We start from the raw sequence: 19,359 nt of genomic DNA, 5'->3' as shown, positions 1-19,359 counted from the left end.
CGTCTCAGAAGAAGACGGCCGCGGCGTCGAACGCGATACCGGAGAACAGCCCGAGCGCGGGCAGCAGGACGACGGTGGCGACGGCCGCCGCGATGACGGCCGCGTACAGCGTCGCCGGGTAGGAGGACACGTCGACGCCCTCGGCCGGCTCCTCTATCCACATCGCCTTGACGACGCGGCTGTAGTAGAACAGCGACAGGGCGCTGTTCACCGCGCCGACGAGGGCGAGCCACCAGACGCCGGCGTTGACCGCGCCGGCGAAGAGGTAGTACTTCGAGACGAAGCCGCCGCCGACCGGGAGGCCGGCGAGCGAGAACATGAAGACGGTCATCGCCACGCACGCCAGCGGCGCGCGCGTCGCGAGGCCGTTGTAGTCCTCGAAGGTGCGGCCGACGCCCCAGTACTCGGCCAGCGCGATGAACAGGAACGCGCCGGTGTTCATGAAGCCGTAGACGAGCAGGTGGATCATCCCCGAGCCGAGGACGATGTCCGCGTTCCCGGTGCCGGTGAGCGCGGCCAGCCCGATGAGGACGTAGCCGGCGTGGCCGACCGACGAGTACGCGAGCATCCGCTTGACGTTCTCCTGGGTCGCCGCGGCGAAGTTGCCGAGCGTCATCGTGACGACGGCGAGTATCTGCACCGCGAGCACCCAGTCGATGGCGCCGACGACGCTCCCGATGGGGAACGCGACGACCATCACGCGGAAGGCGAGCGCGAAGCCGGCCGCCTTCGAGGCCGAGGAGATGAACGCCGAGACGGGCGCGGGCGCCCCCTCGTAGGCCTCCGGCGCCCAGAAGTGGAACGGGACGGAGGCGGTCTTGAACGCGAAGCCGCCAAGCACCATCAGCACGCCGACGCCGAGCACGCCGGGCAGGCCGGAGCCGCCGACCGCGGTCGCCACGTCCGAGAGCAGCAGCGACCCGGTCGCGCCGTACACCAGCGAGATGCCGTACGCGAACACCGCCGACGAGAGCGCGCCGATGAGGAAGTACTTCAGCCCCGCCTCGACGCTGCCGCGGTCCTCCTTGAGGAAGGAGACGAGCGCGTACGAGGGGAGCGACGCGAGTTCGAGGGCGACGAAGCCCACCGCGAGCGACCCCGCGGAGGCCATCAGGCTCATCCCCGTCGCCGCCAGCAGCAGCAGGATGTAGTACTCCGCCTGGTAGCGGAGGTCCTGCAGGTAGTCGTAGCTCGCGAGCGCGACGAGCGCCGTGACGCTGCCGAAGATGAACTGGAAGAACAGCGCCATGTCGTCGACGACGAGCTGGCCGCCGTACACCTCGGTCGCGGGCGAGCCGACGCCCGAGACGAGATACACCGCGGCGACGCCCATCGAGGCGAGCGAGCCGACGAACGCGATGCCCGCCAGCACGGGGTTGTTGCTCGAATCGGGGTCGATGCTGTCGAACGCGAACAGGACGAGCGCGGTCACGGCCAACACGAAGGTCGGCGCGACGGCCGCGAGTGGGGGTTCTATCGCCATCAGGGAACACCTCCGTAGGTCGCCGCGACCTCACCGCCGGTTTCGAGGACGGGTTCGGTCGCGTCGAGTATCATGTCGAACGCGAGGTCGTACGGGAACGTGCCCAGCGCGATGATGAAGGCGATGAGCACGAGCAGCGGCACCACGTCGTGGACCGCCGCGGGGACGACCTCGTAGTCGGTCTCCGAGCGGAACGGGCCGAACAGCGTGCGCTGCATCGACCACAGCAGGTAGCCGGCCACGATGACGATACCGAACATCGCCACGGCCGTGAATATCGGCGCGCCGGCGAAGGCGGCGCCGAACGAGCCGACGAAGACGAAGAACTCGGCCGCGAAGCCGGCCATCAGCGGCAGGCCCATGTAGGCGAACGCGCCCGCGATGAACGCGCCGACCGTCACGGGCATCTTGTCCGCGAGTCCGGACATGTCCCCGACCGTACGCGTGTGCGTCGTGTTGTAGATGACGCCGACGCAGGCGAACAGCAGGCCGGAGATGAGACCGTGGCTCACCATCTGGAACGTCGCGCCGCCGACGCCGTACAGCGTGTAGGCGACGAGGCCGAGCGTGACATACCCCATCGACGAGACGGACGAGTACGCGACGATGCGCTTGAGGTCCGACTGCGCCAGCGCGAGCAGCGCGCCGTAGATGATGGATATCACGCCGAGCAGGGCGATGGGCACCGCGAGCGCCGCCGCCTGCTCGGGCAGCATGGTGAAGTTGAACCGGAGCAGCGCGTACGTTCCCATCTTCAGGAGGACGCCCGCCAGCATCACCGACGCCGGGGTGGGAGCCTCGACGTGGGCGTCCGGGAGCCACGTGTGGAACGGGACGACGGGCACCTTCACCGCGAAGCCGATGAACATGGCGACGAACGCGAGCGTCGCCACCTGTCCGGCCGACAGCAGGCCGAGCGAGCCGAGTTCGTCGGCGCGCAGCGCCTGCGCGATGGCCGGCAGATCGAGCGAGGAGATCGAGTCGCCCAGCCCGAACACCAGCCCGAAGAAGCCGATGAACATCACGATGGAGGCGATGTTGGTGTAGACGAAGAACTTGATCGCCGCGTACTTGCGGCGGGCGCCGCCCCAGACGCCGATGAGGAAGTACATCGGCACGAGGACGGCCTCCCAGAAGACGAACCAGACGAGGAAGTCGAGCGCGCCGAAGACGCCGATGAGCGCCGCCTCCATGAACAGCATCAGCCCGTAGAACTGGCTGTGGCGCTCGTCGATGGGCGTCCACGACGCCAGTATCGCGAGCGTGGTGAGCAGCGCCGACAGGACGACGAGCGGCATCGAGATGCCGTCGAGGCCCATGTGCCACGTCACGTCGTAGCGGCCGAGCGTCAGCCACGCGTACTGCGACTCGAAGGCGATGTCGCCGCCGAGCAGCGCGTTGCCGGCCCCGTCGAACTGCGAGTACATGTACAGCGCGACGGCCAGCGGCGCCAGCGAGATGCCGAGCGCGGCCTTCGGTGCGTACTCGTCCGGGAGGACGAACACGACGAACGCCCCCAGCAGGCAGAGCCCGATGAGGAGTTCGAGCATCATGCGGACCACCCCGTAGGGGTCGCGTCCGCATGGCGTTGCGAGACGTTCCGTCTCGCGGGAGTCACGCGAACCACCCCTGCATGACGCCGAAGCCGACGAGCAGCAGAACCAGCCCCAGCGTCAGGAGCGCGGCGTAGTTACTCACGATACCCGTCTGGACGCGACGCAGGCGGTCGCCCGTGAAGAGGCTCAGGCTGGAGACGAAGTTCACCGTTCCGTCGATACCCTTGCGGTCGAAGGTGTCGGCCGCGCGGGCGACCCGCGCGGTGAGTCCCTCGGCGAGCCACACCTGGTACTCGTCCTGGTAGTAGTTGTTGAAGAGCACGGTCTTGAGAGAGCCGAGTTTGTCCGTGTGCTCGACCGGGTCCGAGCCGCGGTAGAGCGCGATAGCGACGCCGGAGCCGGCGAGCGCGACGGCCAGCGAGATGCCGGCCGACGCGAACAGCGTGCCGAGTTCGCCGAGGCCGGGCAGCGTGCCCGCCGAGTAGCCGCCGAACTCGGCGGTCGTGATGAGTTCGTGGTAGTGCTCGCCGTTGAGCCCCTCCGGCCCGTAGTAGAGCCAGTCGTGGAGGAACTCGGGCACGGCACCCACGACGGCGTGGACCGGCACGAGGTTGATGACCCCGATGACGGCCGCGAGCACGCCGAGGATCCCCAGCGGCACCTTCACGTTCCAGCGGACGCCGTGCGGGTCGCGCGCGGTGTCCGAGCGGGGCTCGCCGTGGAAGGTGAGCAGCACCATCCGGAACGTGTAGAAGCCGGTGAAGAACACCGCGACGATACCCATCGCGTACGCGGCCAACAGCAGCGGCGAGCCGCCGAGGCCGTGGACGAGCGTCTCGTAGAGCACCTCGTCCTTCGACCAGAAGCCGGAGAACGGGACGATGCCCGCGAGCGCGAGCGACCCGGAGAGGAACGCGTAGTAGGTGACGGGCATCTTCTCCTTCAGCCCGCCCATGTCCCACATGTCCTCGTTGTGGTGCATCGCGATGATGACCGACCCGGCGCCGAGGAACAGCAGCGCCTTGAAGAAGGCGTGGGTGGTCAGGTGGAAGACGCCGGCCACGTAGCCGCCGCCGCCCAGCGCGAGCATGATGTAGCCGTACTGCGAGATAGTCGAGTACGCGAGCACCTGCTTGATCTCGCGCTTGACGACGCCCATCGTCGCGGCGAACAGCGCCGTGAAGCCGCCGACGAAGGCGATGACCGCGAGCGCGGTCGGCGACAGCGCGTAGAAGCCGTACATCCGGGCGACCAGGTACACGCCGGCCGCGACCATCGTCGCCGCGTGAATCAGTGCCGAGACGGGCGTCGGACCCTCCATCGCGTCCGGGAGCCACGTGTGGAAGGGGAACTGCGCCGACTTCCCCATCACGCCGCCCAGCACGAGGAGGCCGATGACCGTGAACCACGCCTGCGGGTCCAGCCCGAAGAACGTCGTCACGGACGCCTCGCCGTTGAGCGCCTGCTCGGCGATGTGGGGGAAGGAGTTCTCGACGCCGGGACCGCCGAACGCGGCCGTCCCGAACGTCGCGAAGACGGCGACGACGCCGATGAGGAAGAAGTAGTCGCCGAAGCGGGTGACGAGGAACGCCTTCTTCGCCGCCGACGGCGGCCCCGCCTCGCGGAACCAGAAGCCGATGAGCAGGTACGAGCAGAGCCCGACCAGCTCGAAGAACATGAACGCCATCAGGAGGTTGTCCGAGAAGACGAAGGCGAGCATCGAGGCCGTGAACAGACCGAGTTCCGCGTAGTAGCGCGGCAGGCCGCCCTCGCCCTCGTCGTTCATGTACCCCATCGAGAAGACGTGGACCAGCAGGGCGATGGTCGAGACGATGACCAGCATCAGCGTCGAGAGCTGGTCGAGCAGGATGCCGAAGGTCAGCTGGAACGGCACCGCGTCGCCGCCGACCCACGTGTACAGCGTCGCCTGGTGGGCGCCGTCCGTGAAGACGGTGTACAGCATCACGAGCGACAGCACGAGCGAGCCGCCCGTGGCGACGATGCCCGCGATGGCCCCCTTCTTCGGGAGGTACTTGCCGGCCAGCAGCGCGACCAGGAACGATACGAACGGCAGGACCGCGATAGCGGGTGCGAATGAAGTTATCTCTGCCATCTTACCACCTCAGAGTCGTCGCTTCGGTCACGTCCACGTCCGCGAAGTTGCGGTACAACACCAGGATGATGCCGATGCCGACCGCGACCTCCGCGGCCGCGAGCGCCATCGTGAACAGGCTGAACACCTGCCCGGTGAGGTTCCCGTACTGGTACGAGAACGCGACGAAGTTGATGTTCGCGGCGTTGAGCATGAGCTCGACCGACATCAGGAACAGGAGCGCGTTCCGACGGGTGAGCAGCCCGAAGACGCCGACGCAGAACACGAACGCCGAGAGGACGAGGTAGTACTCGACGGGGACCGCCATTCAGCGGTCACCCCCTTTCCCCTCGTCCTCGCCGCCGTCCGTGAGCGGCAGGAAGCCGCCCGACTCGGACTCCCGGCGGGCGAGCATGACCGCCGCGGCCAACGCCGCCAGCAGGACGACGTCGATTATCTCGAAGGCCACGAGGAACCCCTCCGACGGCACGGAGCCGGCGTCGAGGTTGAACATCGCGTAGCCGATGGCCGCGGTGATGCCCTCCGCCCCCGCGAAGGTCTCGGCCGCGCCGAAGTCGGCCGTCAGGAAGACGGCCGCGAGCACGCCGAACAACACGAACGCGACGAGGCCGATTACCTGTCGCCCGCTCGTGTAGAGGCGCGGTCGCGTCGTCATCCGACCACCTCGATTCCTTCGTCCTCGTCCGTCTCGCGGACCAGCATCACGGCGAACGTGATGAGGATGAGAACCCCGCCCACGTAGACGAGGATCTGCATCGCCGCGAGGAACTCGGCGCGCAACATTACGTAGTGGATCGCGACGGAGACCAACGCCACCCCGAGGAGGAGCGCGCTGTGCCACACGTCACGAACCAGCACGACGCCGAGGCTGCTCGCTGCGGTCAACAGCGCGAACAGCAGAAACGCCGCTAGTTCGACCGGTGCTACAGCCATTACGTTGAACTCAGCCGCGTCCGGTTTGAACCTTTCTTTACGCGCTCACACGCGGGGGCGCGCTCGCGTGCGGATTTCGCCCGCGGAGGCGCGGCTCTCGGCCGGCTGAACGGTGGAGAAGAGGGGAACGGCGCTACTGGTAGTCGACTTCGCCCTCGCCCTCGCCGATCCACGCGCCGCGGTCGGGTTCGCGCGACGCGAGCGGGTCGATGTCCTTGTACCACGGAACGTTCTTCAGCTGTTCCATGTTGTACGCGAGGTCGTCCTTCGTGTCGCCGGTGAACTCGAAGTTCTGCGTGAGCAGGATGGCGTCCACCGGACACACCTCCTCGCACAGCCGGCAGTAGATACACTGGCCGATGTGGAGGTTGTACTGTTCGCCGTTGCGCTGGTCGTCCGTGACGATCTGGATGGTGTCGTTCGGGCAGACGTTCTCGCACTGGCGACACCAGATACACCGCTCCTGGGAGAACTTGTGGACGCCGCGGAACCGGGGGGAGACCTCGGGGGTCTCCTCCGGGTACTCCACGGTGAACGTGTTCCCGTCGAGCGCGTGCTTCATCGTCGTTGCCATGGATTTGAGCAGTCCGATCATACTATCACCCCCACGATGACGGCCGTGAGCACGAGGTTAGCGAACGATAACACCAGCATTCCCTTCCAGCCGATCTCGATGAGCTGGTCGATGCGCACGCGCGGAATCGCCGAGCGCATCCACTGGGTGAACAGGAACACCGCCCAGATCTTGATGATGAACCACAGGAAGCCGGGCAGTATCTCCAGCCCGACGATGGGGCTGGTCGGGCCGCCGAGGAACACCGTCGCGATGATGGCGCCCCCGAGGAAGATGTGGATGAACTCCCCGAGGTAGATGAGCACGAAGTACACCGACGAGTACTCCGTCTGGTAACCGGCGACGATCTCGGTCGGGGCCTCCGGCGTGTCGAACGGGTTCCGGCCGACCTCCGCGAGGTTCGCGGCGAGGAACAGCAGGAACGCGAACGGGTTCACGAACGCGTACCAGCTCTTCAGGCCGAAGCCGAGCGACTCCTGCTGGGCCGCGACGATCTCGCTCATCTGGAGCGAGCCGGCGAAGATGACCACCGACGCCGCCGTGATGACGAGCGGTATCTCGTACGCGAGGTTCTGTGCGACCGCGCGCAGCCCGCCCAGCAGCGAGAACTTGTTGTTCGACGCGTAGCCGGCCATCACGAGGCCGAGCGACGCGATGGACGCGACCGCGAACACGTACGCCAGCCCCGACTCGGGGTCGGCGAGCTGGACGTTGATACCGGCGATGGAACCCATCGGGATGACCGCGAAGCCGAGCAGCGCCGACGACGCGATGACGAGCGGCGCGAGGTCCCACGCGGGCCGGTCGACGCCGTCCGGGACGATGAGCTCCTTCGACAGCAGGCGGACCGCGTCGGCCACGATGATGAGCAGGCCGAACGGGCCGATGCGGTTGACCGCGATGCGGTCGGTGAACGCGGCGGTTATCTTCCGCTTCGCCCACGGGCCGGCGAGCGCCGTCATCGTGAGCATCAGCGTGCCGATGAGCGCCGCGCCGACGAGGGAACCGAACACGTCGCCGAGCAGGGTCCCCTGCAGGCCGACCGCGCCCGCGATGGTGTCCGGGAGCATCTGGGGCGCGGCGGAGGCGTTCGTCGCGTTGGTGGCGTTCGCCTCCTGCATCACCGGTCCACCTCGCCGAGCACGATGTCGAGGCTACCGAGCGACGCGATGAGGTCCGGGATGTACTCGCCCTGCGACATCTCCGGGAGCGTCTGGAGGTTCGAGAAGCACGGCGACCGGATCTTGAACCGCGCCGGCTTGTCCGTGCCGTCGGCGCGCATGTAGATGCCGAGCTCGCCCTTCGCGGCCTCGACCGAGCGGTAGATCTCCGTGTCCGCGTCCGGCTTCAGCGTGCGGGGCACGTTCGACTGGATGGTCCGGTCCTCCTCGGGCCAGTCCTCCAGCAGGTCGATACACTGGTCGATGATCTTCGCCGACTCCTCGACCTCCTGCATCCGCACGAGGACGCGGCTGTAGTTGTCACAGCCGTCCTCGGTGACGACGTCCCAGTCGAGCTCGTCGTAGTAGCCGTACGGGTCGTCGCGCCGGAGGTCGAAGTCGATGCCGGAGCCGCGCGCGACCGGGCCGGTCGCGCCGTAGCTCTTCGCGACCTCGGGTTCGAGGACGCCGGTGTTGACACACCGGAGCTGGAAGATCTCGTTCGAGGTGACGAGGTTGTGGTACTCCTCCAGCTTCTCCGGCAGGTCGTCGAGGAAGTCGCGGGTCTTCTCGAAGAACTCCTCGCGGGGCTCCGGGAGGTCCCACGCGACGCCGCCGAGCCGGAGGTAGTTGAACATCAGCCGCTGACCCGTGAGGTCCTCCAGGATGTTCTGGACGACCTCGCGGTCGCGGGTCGCGTACATGAAGATGGCCGTGAAGTCGCCGTACACGTCGAGCGCGAACGTCCCGAGCGCGAGCATGTGGCTCGCGATGCGGCACAGTTCCGCCGACATGGTACGGATGACCTGCGCGTACTCCGGCACGTCGATGTCCGCCATGTCCTCCGCGGCGCGGGCGTACGCCCACTCGTTGAGGATGCCCGCCGAGATGTAGTCCCAGCGGTCCGGGTACGGCATTATCTGGTGGCGGTAGGTGCCCTGCTGGCAGATCTGCTCCTCACAGCGGTGGAGGTAGCCGATGTCGGACTCGACGTCGGCGACCTGCTCGCCGTCGAGCGTCGTCTTCAGGTGGAGGACGCCGTGCGTCGCCGGGTGGTGCGGCCCGATGTTGAGGAACATCGTGTCCGAGTCCTCGCCGGAGCGGTGGTCCTCCTGCAGCGGGTTCGCGTGCTCGGTGAACGTGACGACCTGCGGCTGCTCCTGGTCGTAGTCGAGCGAGAGCGGGTGGCCCTGCCACGACTCGGGCAGCAGGATGCGGCGCAGGTCCGGGTGGTCGTCGTACTCGATGCCGACGAGGTCGTACGCCTCGCGCTCGTGCCAGTCGGCCGTCCGGTAGACGGGGGCGGCCGACTCCGAAACGGGGTCGTCCTTCGAGGTGGGAACGACGACGCCGACCTCCTGTGTCGGGTCGTTGTACTTCTTCAGGTGATAGATGGACTCGTAGCGGTCCTCGTACTCCTGAGCGGTGACGCACGAACAGTGGTCGAAGCCCGCCTCGTCGCGCAGGAGGTACAGCGCGTCCTGGACCTCGTCGGGGCGGACGACGAACGCCTCGGCGTTGACGTGCTCCTCGCGACCGATGACGTGGTCGCCGAGCAGCGATTCGAGCGCGTCGTAATCGACGCCCTCCTCCGTCTCGCCGACCGGGAGCTCCGGCCGGGTGGGGTCTTCCAGACTCATTGTTCGGGGGGAGACTCCGCCCAGTCGTAGCGCATGACCAGTTCGTCCTCGTCGATCCGGTCCGCGAGGTGCTGGACGAGTTCGTCGTCGTCGAGGTCGCCGAACTGTTCGAGCTCGTACGGCTTCACCGTCACCGGGGAGGTCTCGCCGTTCGCGACCCGCTCCTGGAGCTTGGCGATGCCGTAGACGAGCGCCTCCGGGCGCGGGGGGCAGCCGGGGACGTGGATGTCCACCGGGATGACCTCCTCGGCGCCCTTGATGACGTTGTACCCCTCCTGGAAGGGACCGCCGGAGATGGTACACGAGCCCATCCCGACGACGAACTTCGGCTCGGGCATCTGGTCGTAGACACGCTTCATCCGCGGGGCGAACTTCGAGACGATGGTCCCCGGGACGATGATGACGTCCGCTTGTCGCGGGGACGCGCGGGGCACGCCGGCCCCGAAGCGGTCGAGGTCGTGTTTGACCGCGTAGGTGTGCATCATCTCGATGCTGCAGCAGGCGATGCCGAACTGCAGCATGAACATCGAGGAGCCCCGAACCCAGTTCATGAACTTGTCGAACTTGGTGAGGATGAACGGCGACGAGCCGAACGCCTCACGCAGCTTGGAGTTGAACCGGGCGTCGACGCCCTCGCCCATCCGCGCTTCCTGTGTCGTCTGTGGTATGTTGTCGCTACTCATAGAATTACTCCGCGCTCCCGCTGGTCTCGCGGGCCCGCGGTGACTTGATCCACCGCACCGCGCCGTTCCGCCACGCCCACGCGAGCCCGACGACGAGCACCCCGATGAAGACCAGCATCGGCACGAGCGCGTTGACAAGGCCGAACTGCTGGACCGCATCGCGGTAGATAACCGTCCACGGGAAGATCAGGACGGTCTCGATGTCGAAGATGACGAACAACAGCGCGACCATGTAGTACTGGATATTGAACCGGATGCGCGTGTCGCCCGTCGGCACCTCGCCGGACTCGTAGACGGCGGTTTTCCCTTGCTCCGGCACGCTCGGTCGGAGTAACGCCGACACCACCACCATCGAGATCGGGATGACGATGGATATCAACGTGAGCGCGCCGATAGCGATCCACGGATTGCTCATCTGTCTGTATCAAACCGAACTTAGGAAGGCGGGTACATAAGGATTGATTGTTGCCCGCACGCGCGTTCCGCGAGCGCGCCCGCCTACTCCGTCGCGTCGCGGTACGCCTCGGTCCCGAGTTCGTGGAGCCGCCGGGAGTCCTCGCCGACCCCCTGCTGGAGCGCCTCGTGGTACGCGACCAGCCGCTCCTCCAGTTCGTCGTGTTCGCGGGCGAGGACCTGCACCGCGGACAGCGCGGCGTTGAACGACTTGCCGGCGTCGACGGCGGTGATGGGTGCGCCCGTCGGCATCCCGATGACCGAGTCCACGGACTTCTCCTGGACCGGCACGCCGACGACGGGAAGCGGGTACGCGATGCTCGCGGTCATGTTCGGGAGGTCCGCGGACTTCCCGCCCGCGCCGGCGATAACGACGTCGAGCCCGCGGTCGCGGGCGGTTTCGCCGTACGCGTACATAAGTTCGGGCGTCCGGTGGGCCGAGACGACGTACGTCTCGAAGGTGAAGCGAGCCTCGGGCGGGTCGTCGTAGTCCGTCACCTCGGCGAAGCCGAGTTCGGTCAGCGCCTCGTAGGCCCCGTACATCGTGTCGAGGTCCGAGTCCGACCCCATCACGATACCCACCTCGGGGGTGTCCTCGGGGTCGCGGTCCCGGTCGGCCTCGGCACGCAGGTCGGCGACGAGCGAGTCGACGGCGTCTGCCATACCGGAGGCCCGTCGGCCGCCGACTTCCCCGTTGTGGTCTACGCGAACGTCAGGTCGTCGCGGCGTTCGGCGACGCGCTCCAGCAGTTCCTCGACGTCGCGCGTCCCCGCCCCGTCCGCGGTGAGCGTGACGTGGCCCATCTTCCGGAGCGGGCGCACCTCCCGCTTCCCGTACCAGTGGAGGTGTGTGCCGTCCGCGGCGAGCAGGTCCTCGACCCCCGTTAGCTCCGCGCGGGTCGGCTCCTGGACGTCCCCGAGCACGTTCGCCATCACCGTCGGACAGCGCCGTTCGGTCGAGCCGAGCGGCAGGCCGAGCACGGCGCGGACGTGCTGTTCGAACTGCGAGGTCACCGCGCCCTCGATGGTCCAGTGCCCGGAGTTGTGCGGTCGGGGGGCCACCTCGTTCAGGAGTATCTCGCCGCCCGCTCGCGGGCGGTGCCCGCTCGACCTTCCGTCGTCGCTCCGCGACGACCGCTCGAACAACTCGATGCCGAACACGCCGCGCCCCTCCAGGGCGTCCAGCACGTCGAGGGCCACCTCGCGGGCCCGCTCCCGGACCGCGCCGTCGGTCCGGGCCGGCGACACCGTCTCGCGCATGATCTCGTCCTCGTGTATCGTCTCGGTGACGGGGAACGCGTCCGTCTCGCCGTCGGCCCCCCGAACGCCGATTATCGCCATCTCGCGGTCGAAGTCGACCATCCGCTCGGCGAGCGCCCCGCCCTCGCCGGCGCCGACCTCCGCGAGCGCGGCCTCGGCGTCCTCGGGGTTCGCGACGGGGACGTTGCCGCGCCCGTCGTACCCCCCCGTACGGGCCTTCAGCATGACCGGCCAGCCGAGGTCGTCGCCGGCATCGCGCAGGTCCTCGGCGTCGTCCACGCGCCGGTAGTCGGGGAGGGGAACGCCGGCGTCGTCGAAGCGTTCGTTCTGGACGAGCTTGTCCTGAATCGTGCGGAGCGTGTCCGGGGTCGGGTGGACGGGCGTTCCCGTCTCCTCGCTTACGGCCGCGAGGGTGTCGGGGTCGGCAAGCTCTATCTCGTAGGTGAGCACGTCGGCGCGCTCGGCGAGCGCGCGCAGCGTCCCGTAGTCGTCGAAGTCCCCGACCAGCTGGTCGGCGACGACGGGGCTCGCGGGGCAGTCGGGGGTCGGGTCCGAGACGACGACGGAGACGCCGAGCGGCCCGGCGGCCTCGCCGAGCATCCGCCCGAGCTGGCCGCCGCCCACGACGCCGAGCGTCGGGCCGGGAGAGGTGAGTCGCATACCGGTACCGTCGCGGCCGACCGCGTCAACGTTGCGGTCTCAGGCGTCCGACTCGACGTAGACGAGGAAGCCGTCGAAGTCGTTCCCGCCGGTCGTCCGGTGGAGGTAGGCGTACCGCTCGTAGCCGTCGAGCCGCCCCTCCATCTCCCCGGGCGGCACCATCGCGTCCGGGTTCGCCCGACACTCCACGGCGGTCGGGAGCGTGCAGTCCCCGATGACGACGACCACCGGCGGGAGGTCGTCGGGGAGGGCCCCGGGCGTGTCGGCGCAGTCGGTCGCCACGTCGTGCGCCTCCAGGTACCACGGGAGCGACAGCGCGTTGAACCACCTGATGCAGGCGGGCGTCCGCGGGGCGTCCGTCTGCATGTCCACGAGGTCACCCGTCGCGTCGTAGAACAGCGCGTCGGTGCCCTCGTTCTCCGCGCTCGCGGCGACGAGCGCGTCGACGGCCGGGCGCATGTCGGCGCTCGGCTGGGCGAACTGGACGAGCCTGTTGTCCGGCTCGGTCGTGTTCGTGTACACGCCGGCGGCCGCCCCGCCGACGACGGAGCCGACCACGAGCAACAGCAGGACCGCGACGATGCCGGCGTTCACCTCGTCGTCCGTGGCGAGCGCCTCCCGGCCGGTATCGACGACGAGCGCCAGTCCCACGGCGGCGGGTATCGCGAGCGGCACCAGCGCGTTCGTCAGTATCCACGGGTTGTTGATGTCCGTGCCGAGCGCGTAGCCCGGAATCGAGACGAGCCCCCAGTAGGCCGCGCCCATCACGAACGGGCGCGGGGAGTCGCTTCCCCACCGCTCCACGAGGAAGCCGGCGAGCGCTAAGCCGACGAGCGGGCCGGCGTACGCGGCGATGGGCCGAAGGAGGTAGCCGAGCGACTCGATGAACTCCGTCACGGTGCGCTCGCCGCCGCCGCCGAACCAGTAGCCGTACCCCTCCGCGACCTGGTCGGCGGTCGTCGAGAGCATCTCGGGGAGGAGCAGCGGGTTCGCGAGCGCGTCGTAGAGCCCGACCCAGTCGCCGCCGCGCGGCGCGTAGAGGAAGACGAACAGCACCGCGAACAGCAAGCCGGCGAGCGCGCCGTGGGCGGCCCACCGGACCACCCAGTCGGTCGGCGTCGTTCCCCGGCCGGCGAGCCGCTCGCGGAGCGCGTCGTAGCGCCCTGCCAGCCACGAGACCCCGGAGTCGGGCCCCCGGGGGCGGAACAGCCGCGCGTCGAGCAGCAGCGCCGCCGCGCCGAGCCAGCAGAGCACGTAGAGGATCGCGTTCTCCTTCGCGCCGAAGCCGAGCGCGAGGCTCGCGCTCCCGAGGTAGAGGTAGCGGACGCCGAAGCCGTCGTAGGCCCGGACGAACGCCGCGAACGCGACGAAACAGAACGCGGCGACGAGCACCGACGAGCGCATGAACCGCCCGTAGTAGAGCAGGAGGGGGTTCGCCGCGAGGAAGAAGGCGAGCGCGCCCACCTCCGTGTCGGAGAGCCGGTGACGGAACCACAGCGCCGACAGCGGGAGGAGGCCGCCGGCGAGCGCGACGGGGAGCCGCGCGGTGAAGTCGTTCGCGCCGAGCAGGCCGAACAGCGCCGCGCCGACGTGCTGGACGAGCGGGCCGTGGATGATGAAGCGGTAGTGGAACTCCCCCGTTTCGAGGTAGTGGAGCGTCCAGAAGGCGACGCGCCCCTCGTCGTAGTGGGCGGGGCGCGCGCCGAGGAGGACCAGCCGGGCGAGGAGGGCGACGACGGCGAGGCCGGCGACGGCCTGCACGACCCGGTCGGAGCGGAGGTCGGTCATCACGCATCCCGTCACGCGACGGGGTACAAAGCCTTCTGGTTACGTTACGGCCACGTCCCGGACTCGGCGTGGGCGGCGATGACGCGCTTGAGCGCGACGACGTACGCCGCGGTCCGGAAGTTCGGCAGGTCGTAGGCCCGGTACGCCTCCGTCAGCCCGTCGAAGGCGTTCGTGATGTGGCGCTCCAGTTCGTCGTTGACGCGCTCCTCGGACCAGTAGAACCGCTGGCGGTTCTGAACCCACTCGAAGTACGACACCGTGACGCCGCCCGCGTTGGCGAGGATGTCCGGGAACACGTGGACGTCGCGCTCGGTGAGCACGTCGTCGGCCTCGGGCGTGAGCGGGCCGTTCGCGGCCTCGACGATGACGTCGGCCTCGACGCGCTCCGCGAGGTCGCCGTCGATAGCGTTCTCGAGCGCGGCGGGGACGAGCAGGTCCACGTCGAGTTCGAGCAGTTCCTCGTTCGTCAGCTCCTGCGTGGCCTCGTCGAAGCCGACGACGGAGCCCGTCTCGGTCTTGTAGTCCTTGGCCGCCGCGGCGTCGAGACCCGCGGGGTTGAACACCGCGCCCGAGGAGTCCGAGACGGCGACCACGTTCGCGCCGAGGTCGGATTCGAGGAGCTTCGCGGCGACGGAGCCGGCGTTGCCGTACCCCTGGACCGCGACGGTCGCGCCGGAGATGTCACGGCCGAGGTAGTCGAACGCCTCGCGGGCGGTGAGCATCGTGGAGCGGCCGGTCGCCTCGACGCGGCCCTCCGAGCCGCCCGAGTCGAGCGCCTTCCCGGTGACGACGCCCGGCTCCGTCGTGTTCTCCAGCGTCTCGTAGGTGTCCTTGATCCAGTTCATCTCCCGCTGGCCGGTGTTCACGTCCGGCGCCGGGATGTCCTTGTCCTCGCCGACGAAGGGGCGGAGTTCCGTCGCGAACGCGCGGGTGAGCCGTTCGAGTTCGGTCGTGGAGAGCTCTCGGGGGTCCACGACGATGCCCCCCTTCCCGCCGCCGTAGGGGATATCGACGGTCGCGGTCTTGTACACCATCCAGCCGGAGAGCGCCTTCACCTCGTCGCGGGTGACGCCGGGGTGGAAGCGGATGCCGCCCTTGTACGGGCCGCGGTCGCCGTTGAACTGCGAGCGGTAGGCGCGGAACGTCTCCAGTCGCCCGTCGTCCATCCGGATAGTGAGGTTGGTTTCGAGCACCCGCTCGGGGTTCTTCAACCGCGTGAGCAGGCCGTCGTCGACGTCGATGTAGGCCGCCGCGTCGTCGATCTGCTCCTGCAGGCTCTCGAACGGGTTCGCCTCGTCTGACATGGCTGTCGGGTCGCTCGTGGCGCGCAAAAGGGCTTCGGAACTATATCACGGGGTTGAATTAATACAATATTAGGGGCCGGTCCAGGCCCCGGCGGCGCGGGCCCGCTCGCGGACGCGCTCGGCCTGCGCGACCAGCGGCGCGTCGATCATCTCGCCGTCGACCCGGAGGACGCCGACCTCGTCGCGGGCGCCCTCTTCCACGGCGTCGAGCACCCGCGCGGCCCACGCGACCCGCTCCGGATCCGGCGTGAAGGCGTCGTTCACCACCGGCACCTGCGCCGGGTGGATACACATCTTCCCGTCGTAGCCCAGCCCCGCCGCGAACGCCGTCTCGTCGGCCAGTCGGTCGGTGTCCTCGATGTCCGTGAACACGGTGTCGATGGCGTCCACCCCGGCGGCCGCCGCCGCGAGAACGACGTGCTCGCGGGCGTGCAGCACTTCGGTGCCCTCGGGCGTCCGGGTCGCGCCGATGTCGGCCGCGAGGTCCTCCGCGCCGAACGCGACCGCCCCGACCGCCTCGACGGCGGCGATGGCCTCGGCGTGGAGCACACCCGCGGCGGACTCACACAGCGCGACGAGCGGCACGTCGCGGTCCCGCTCCGCGAGCATCCTCGCCACCGTCTCGGCGTCGGCGGCCGACTCGACTTTGGGGACCATCACCGCGTCGAGGCGCGCGCCGTCGGGCAGGGCGTCGAGGTCCGCGCGGGCCGCGTCGGGGTCGGCGTTCACCCGGACGCACACCTCGCAGTCCGGGTCGAACGCGGGGTCGGAGAGCACGTCGGCGACGGCCGCGCGCGCATCCGCCTTCGCCGCGGGCGCGACGGCGTCCTCCAGGTCGAAGCAGACGGTGTCGGCGCCCGTCCCGGGCGCTTTCCGCATCAGTTCGGGCCGGTCGCCGGGCGAGAACAGCAGCGAGCGTCGTGCCATGCCGGAGGAGTCGGCGGCGAGGGGCTAAATCACTCCGGGGTCAGGCCGAACAGCGCCAGCGACGCGCCCGAGAGCACGATGAGCGAGAGCGGGACGCCGTACGACCGCGGCAGCCCGCCCGGCAGCGCCCCCGACGAGTCGGGGGTCCCCGTCGGCGTCGCGGTCGCCGACACCGTCGGCGTTGCGCTCGCCGTCGCCGTTCCGGTCGCGGTCGGCGTCGGGGACGGCGTCGCGCTCGCCGGGACCGACCCGGCGGTGGGGGTCGGCGTCGCGGACGCGGTCGGCGTCGGCGTGGCCGTGGGTGTAGCGGTCGGAGTCGGGGTCACGGTGTCGGTCGCCGTGGCGGCCGGGGTCGGGGTAGGCGTCGCAGTCGGCGTGGGTGTCGGAGTCGGCGTGGATGTCGCGGTCGGAGTCGGGGTCGCGGTCGGTGTGGGCGTCGCGGTCGCCGCCGCGTCCACCTCGACGGTTACCGTCGCGGTGTCGGTCGCGCCGTCCTCGTCGGTCACCCTCAGCGTCGCCTCGTAGGTGCCGGCCGCGTCGTACGTATGGGTCGGCTTCGCGCCGGATTCGGAAACACCATCGCCGAACGCCCACGCGTAGGAGGCGACCGAGCCGTCGGGGTCCGACGAGTTCGTCCCGTCGAACGACACCTCGGTGCCCGTGACGGTCGCGTTCGGCGCGGCGGTCGCGGAGGCGTTCGGCGGCCGGTTCGCGACCGCCACGGTCGCCATGTAGCTGTCGGTCGCGCCGTCCTCGTCGGTCACCGTCAGCGTGACCGTGTAGGTCCCGTCGTCGCCGTAGGTGTGGTTCGGGGTCGCCCCGGTCGCAGTCGCGCCGTCGCCGAACTCCCACGCGTAGCCCGCTACCGCGTCGTCGGGGTCCGACGAGCCGGTCGCGTCGAACGCGACCGACTCGCCCGTCCGCGGGTCGTCGGGCGCGTGAACGAAGGTCGCGTTCGGCGGCGGGTTCTCCACGACGACGGTCGTCGAGTAGGTGTCCCGGGCGCCGTCGTCGTCGGTCACGGTCAGCGTCACCGCGTACTCGCCCGGCCCCGCGTAGGTGTGGTTCGGCGCGACGCCGTCGCCCGACGTACCGTCGCCGAACGCCCACGCGTACGACTCGATGCTGCCGTCGGGGTCGTACGACGCGGTCGCGTCGAAGGCGACGGGGTCGTCGTCCCCCGCCGTGACGTAGGTGAAGTTCGCTCCGGGGGGTTGGGTTCCGACCGTGACGTTCCGCGTCGCGGTGTCGGTCGCGCCGTCGTCGTCCGTCACCGTGAGCGTCACCGTCCGCGTGCCGGTCGTCTCCCACGTCTCGGTCGCCGTCTCGCCAGAGGCCGAGCCGCCGTCCTCGAAGCTCCACTCGTAGGCGGCGACGGAGCCGCCCGGGTCGGAGGCGTTCGCGGCGTCGAACGTCACCCGCTCGCTCGTGTCCGGGGCGTCGGGCGCGTACGAGAAGGCAGCGTCCGGCGGGCGGTTGGCGACGGCGACGTCGAACGTCGTCGTGTCCGTCGCGCCGTCGTCGTCGGTGACGGTGAGCGAGACGGTGTAGGCCCCGTCCTGCGCGTACGCGTGGGTCGGCGAGACGCCGGTCGCCGCCGTGCCGTCGCCGAAGTCCCACTCGTAGCTCGCTATCGACCCGTCGGGGTCGGTGCTGTTCGCCCCGTCGAACGCCACCTGCTCGTCGGTCAGCGGCTCGGCGGGGTCGTACGTCGCGCTCGCGTTCGGGGGCGCGTTCGCCACCGTGACCTCGTACTCGGAGGTGTCGGTCGCGCCGTCGTCGTCCGTCACCGTCAGCGAGACGGTGTAGGTCCCGTCGTCGGCGTAGGTGTGGGTCGGGGTCGCCCCGGTCGCAGTCGTGCCGTCACCGAACTCCCACGCGTAGGAGGCGACGGAGCCGTCCGGGTCCGACGAGCCGCCCGCGTCGAACGACACCTCGTCGGTCGTGTCGGGGTCGGTCGGCTCGTAGGTGAACGTTGCGTTCGGCGGGCGGTTCGAGACGGTCACCGTCCGCGTCCGGGTGTCCGTCGCGCCGCCGTCGTCCGTCACCGTGAGCGTCGCGTCGTACGTCCCGTCGTCGGCGTACGTGTACGTCGGCGTCGGCCCCGTGCCCTCCACGGAGCCGTCGCCGTCGAGGTCCCACTCGTAGCTCGCTACCGACCCGTCCGGGTCGGAGCTGTTCGTCCCGTCGAACAACACCTGCTCGTCCGTAGCCGGCGCGCCCGGGGTGTAGCCGAAGCGAGCCGTCGGCGACTCGTTCGTGACGGTGTAGTTCGCAGTCACCTGCTTCCCCTCGCTCTGGGGGTTGATTTCGAGGGTGGCGTCGTACTCGCCGGTCGAGGAGGGGTTCGTGACGTTCCGGTAGACGACGACGAGTTCGTCGCCGTTCTCCAGCCCCTCGTTGCCGCCGAGCGCGATGTTCAGCGTGCGGCCGTTGTCCTCGGCGGTGACGCCGTCGACGTCGCCGGAGACATCGCGGTCGATGGCGGTACCGGGGTCGTCGTCGCCGTCGTCGATACCGATGGTGACGATATCGCTCTCGGTGACGTCGCTCACGTCCGCGGCGTCGTAGTACACCTTGTAGCCGGTCCACGACGCGCCGCTGATGCCGGAGGAGCCGCTATCGACGGTGGCCGTCGTCGCGTGCTCGGACGCGACGCCCGCCCCGTCCGGGGAGACGTTGATGGAGCCCTGGCCGGCCGCGGCGCCGAAGCCGACGAACGGCCCGGCGGCGGCGACGACGAGCAGCGTCACGAACGCCAGCGTCCGCAGTTTCCGCGAGGTAGGGGGTGTACGTGTCGTCACTGGGGAACTCTTGGCCCGACTG

At 69.3% G+C, this 19,359-nt stretch carries 17 protein-coding genes; all 17 read right to left on the bottom strand.

Annotated features, from left to right (window positions below):
* Window positions 1–4 precede the first annotated feature (4 nt).
* The 17 genes from P2T37_RS11685 to P2T37_RS11605 all read right to left on the bottom strand — a co-directional run bounded on the left by P2T37_RS11685 (window position 5) and on the right by P2T37_RS11605 (window position 19,337).
* Window positions 5–1,483: an NADH-quinone oxidoreductase subunit N gene (locus P2T37_RS11685; RefSeq protein WP_276234120.1), complete on the bottom strand. Its 1,479-nt coding sequence runs from the start codon at window positions 1,481–1,483 to the stop codon at window positions 5–7.
* A complete protein-coding gene (locus P2T37_RS11680) occupies window positions 1,483–3,036 on the bottom strand; it encodes a complex I subunit 4 family protein (protein WP_276234119.1) in 1,554 nt (517 codons plus the stop codon). Before P2T37_RS11680 ends, P2T37_RS11685 begins: the two co-directional genes overlap by 1 nt.
* Window positions 3,037–3,097: 61 nt before the next feature.
* On the bottom strand, window positions 3,098–5,152 hold the full coding sequence (gene nuoL / locus P2T37_RS11675) for an NADH-quinone oxidoreductase subunit L (protein WP_276234118.1): 2,055 nt from the start codon (window positions 5,150–5,152) through the stop codon (window positions 3,098–3,100).
* Between the two features lies 1 nt (window position 5,153).
* Window positions 5,154–5,459, bottom strand: a complete 306-nt coding sequence (nuoK, locus tag P2T37_RS11670; protein WP_276234117.1) for an NADH-quinone oxidoreductase subunit NuoK — start codon at window positions 5,457–5,459, stop codon at window positions 5,154–5,156.
* A complete protein-coding gene (locus tag P2T37_RS11665) occupies window positions 5,460–5,807 on the bottom strand; it encodes an NADH-quinone oxidoreductase subunit J (protein ID WP_276234116.1) in 348 nt (115 codons plus the stop codon). It lies immediately after the preceding gene.
* The gene (locus tag P2T37_RS11660) at window positions 5,804–6,085 is read right to left on the bottom strand and encodes an NADH-quinone oxidoreductase subunit J (RefSeq protein ID WP_276234115.1); all 282 of its coding nucleotides are present in this window, start codon (window positions 6,083–6,085) and stop codon (window positions 5,804–5,806) included. The genes P2T37_RS11665 and P2T37_RS11660 overlap by 4 nt, the downstream gene beginning before the upstream one ends.
* 133 nt (window positions 6,086–6,218) lie before the next feature.
* Window positions 6,219–6,680: a NuoI/complex I 23 kDa subunit family protein gene (locus P2T37_RS11655; RefSeq protein ID WP_276234114.1), complete on the bottom strand. Its 462-nt coding sequence runs from the start codon at window positions 6,678–6,680 to the stop codon at window positions 6,219–6,221.
* Window positions 6,677–7,780 carry a complex I subunit 1/NuoH family protein gene (locus P2T37_RS11650; protein WP_276234113.1) on the bottom strand — a complete coding sequence of 368 codons (1,104 nt, stop codon included), beginning with the start codon at window positions 7,778–7,780 and terminating at the stop codon, window positions 6,677–6,679. The genes P2T37_RS11655 and P2T37_RS11650 overlap by 4 nt, the downstream gene beginning before the upstream one ends.
* The gene (locus tag P2T37_RS11645; protein WP_276234112.1) at window positions 7,780–9,459 is read right to left on the bottom strand and encodes an NADH-quinone oxidoreductase subunit D; all 1,680 of its coding nucleotides are present in this window, start codon (window positions 9,457–9,459) and stop codon (window positions 7,780–7,782) included. The genes P2T37_RS11650 and P2T37_RS11645 overlap by 1 nt, the downstream gene beginning before the upstream one ends.
* Window positions 9,456–10,142: an NADH-quinone oxidoreductase subunit B gene (locus P2T37_RS11640; protein WP_276234111.1), complete on the bottom strand. Its 687-nt coding sequence runs from the start codon at window positions 10,140–10,142 to the stop codon at window positions 9,456–9,458. Before P2T37_RS11640 ends, P2T37_RS11645 begins: the two co-directional genes overlap by 4 nt.
* 4 nt (window positions 10,143–10,146) lie before the next feature.
* A complete protein-coding gene (locus P2T37_RS11635; RefSeq protein WP_276234110.1) occupies window positions 10,147–10,557 on the bottom strand; it encodes an NADH-quinone oxidoreductase subunit A in 411 nt (136 codons plus the stop codon).
* Window positions 10,558–10,640: 83 nt separating this feature from the next.
* Complete coding sequence (purE, locus tag P2T37_RS11630) at window positions 10,641–11,258, bottom strand: 5-(carboxyamino)imidazole ribonucleotide mutase (protein ID WP_276234109.1); 618 nt, start codon at window positions 11,256–11,258, stop codon at window positions 10,641–10,643.
* A gap of 38 nt (window positions 11,259–11,296) precedes the next feature.
* Window positions 11,297–12,514: a 5-(carboxyamino)imidazole ribonucleotide synthase gene (locus tag P2T37_RS11625; RefSeq protein ID WP_276234108.1), complete on the bottom strand. Its 1,218-nt coding sequence runs from the start codon at window positions 12,512–12,514 to the stop codon at window positions 11,297–11,299.
* Window positions 12,515–12,553: 39 nt separating this feature from the next.
* Complete coding sequence (locus tag P2T37_RS11620; RefSeq protein ID WP_276234107.1) at window positions 12,554–14,302, bottom strand: flippase activity-associated protein Agl23; 1,749 nt, start codon at window positions 14,300–14,302, stop codon at window positions 12,554–12,556.
* A gap of 44 nt (window positions 14,303–14,346) precedes the next feature.
* On the bottom strand, window positions 14,347–15,606 hold the full coding sequence (locus P2T37_RS11615; RefSeq protein ID WP_276234106.1) for a Glu/Leu/Phe/Val family dehydrogenase: 1,260 nt from the start codon (window positions 15,604–15,606) through the stop codon (window positions 14,347–14,349).
* A gap of 69 nt (window positions 15,607–15,675) precedes the next feature.
* The gene (locus P2T37_RS11610) at window positions 15,676–16,533 is read right to left on the bottom strand and encodes an HpcH/HpaI aldolase/citrate lyase family protein (RefSeq protein WP_276234105.1); all 858 of its coding nucleotides are present in this window, start codon (window positions 16,531–16,533) and stop codon (window positions 15,676–15,678) included.
* 29 nt (window positions 16,534–16,562) lie between these two features.
* Window positions 16,563–19,337: a PKD domain-containing protein gene (locus P2T37_RS11605; RefSeq protein ID WP_276234104.1), complete on the bottom strand. Its 2,775-nt coding sequence runs from the start codon at window positions 19,335–19,337 to the stop codon at window positions 16,563–16,565.
* Window positions 19,338–19,359: the final 22 nt, after the last annotated feature.

Source organism: Halosegnis marinus (genome assembly GCF_029338355.1).
In the GTDB taxonomy this organism is placed as follows: Archaea; Halobacteriota; Halobacteria; order Halobacteriales; family Haloarculaceae; genus Halosegnis; species Halosegnis marinus.
This window is presented reverse-complemented; position numbering and strand designations above follow the sequence as displayed.

Coding starts and splice junctions, on each gene's coding strand:
- P2T37_RS11685 (WP_276234120.1), bottom strand. CDS start 1,483: ATGGCGATAGAACCCCCACTCGCGGCCGTCGCGCCGACCTTCGTGTTG.
- P2T37_RS11680 (WP_276234119.1), bottom strand. CDS start 3,036: ATGATGCTCGAACTCCTCATCGGGCTCTGCCTGCTGGGGGCGTTCGTC.
- nuoL (WP_276234118.1), bottom strand. CDS start 5,152: ATGGCAGAGATAACTTCATTCGCACCCGCTATCGCGGTCCTGCCGTTC.
- nuoK (WP_276234117.1), bottom strand. CDS start 5,459: ATGGCGGTCCCCGTCGAGTACTACCTCGTCCTCTCGGCGTTCGTGTTC.
- P2T37_RS11665 (WP_276234116.1), bottom strand. CDS start 5,807: ATGACGACGCGACCGCGCCTCTACACGAGCGGGCGACAGGTAATCGGC.
- P2T37_RS11660 (WP_276234115.1), bottom strand. CDS start 6,085: ATGGCTGTAGCACCGGTCGAACTAGCGGCGTTTCTGCTGTTCGCGCTG.
- P2T37_RS11655 (WP_276234114.1), bottom strand. CDS start 6,680: ATGATCGGACTGCTCAAATCCATGGCAACGACGATGAAGCACGCGCTC.
- P2T37_RS11650 (WP_276234113.1), bottom strand. CDS start 7,780: ATGCAGGAGGCGAACGCCACCAACGCGACGAACGCCTCCGCCGCGCCC.
- P2T37_RS11645 (WP_276234112.1), bottom strand. CDS start 9,459: ATGAGTCTGGAAGACCCCACCCGGCCGGAGCTCCCGGTCGGCGAGACG.
- P2T37_RS11640 (WP_276234111.1), bottom strand. CDS start 10,142: ATGAGTAGCGACAACATACCACAGACGACACAGGAAGCGCGGATGGGC.
- P2T37_RS11635 (WP_276234110.1), bottom strand. CDS start 10,557: ATGAGCAATCCGTGGATCGCTATCGGCGCGCTCACGTTGATATCCATC.
- purE (WP_276234109.1), bottom strand. CDS start 11,258: ATGGCAGACGCCGTCGACTCGCTCGTCGCCGACCTGCGTGCCGAGGCC.
- P2T37_RS11625 (WP_276234108.1), bottom strand. CDS start 12,514: ATGCGACTCACCTCTCCCGGCCCGACGCTCGGCGTCGTGGGCGGCGGC.
- P2T37_RS11620 (WP_276234107.1), bottom strand. CDS start 14,302: ATGACCGACCTCCGCTCCGACCGGGTCGTGCAGGCCGTCGCCGGCCTC.
- P2T37_RS11615 (WP_276234106.1), bottom strand. CDS start 15,606: ATGTCAGACGAGGCGAACCCGTTCGAGAGCCTGCAGGAGCAGATCGAC.
- P2T37_RS11610 (WP_276234105.1), bottom strand. CDS start 16,533: ATGGCACGACGCTCGCTGCTGTTCTCGCCCGGCGACCGGCCCGAACTG.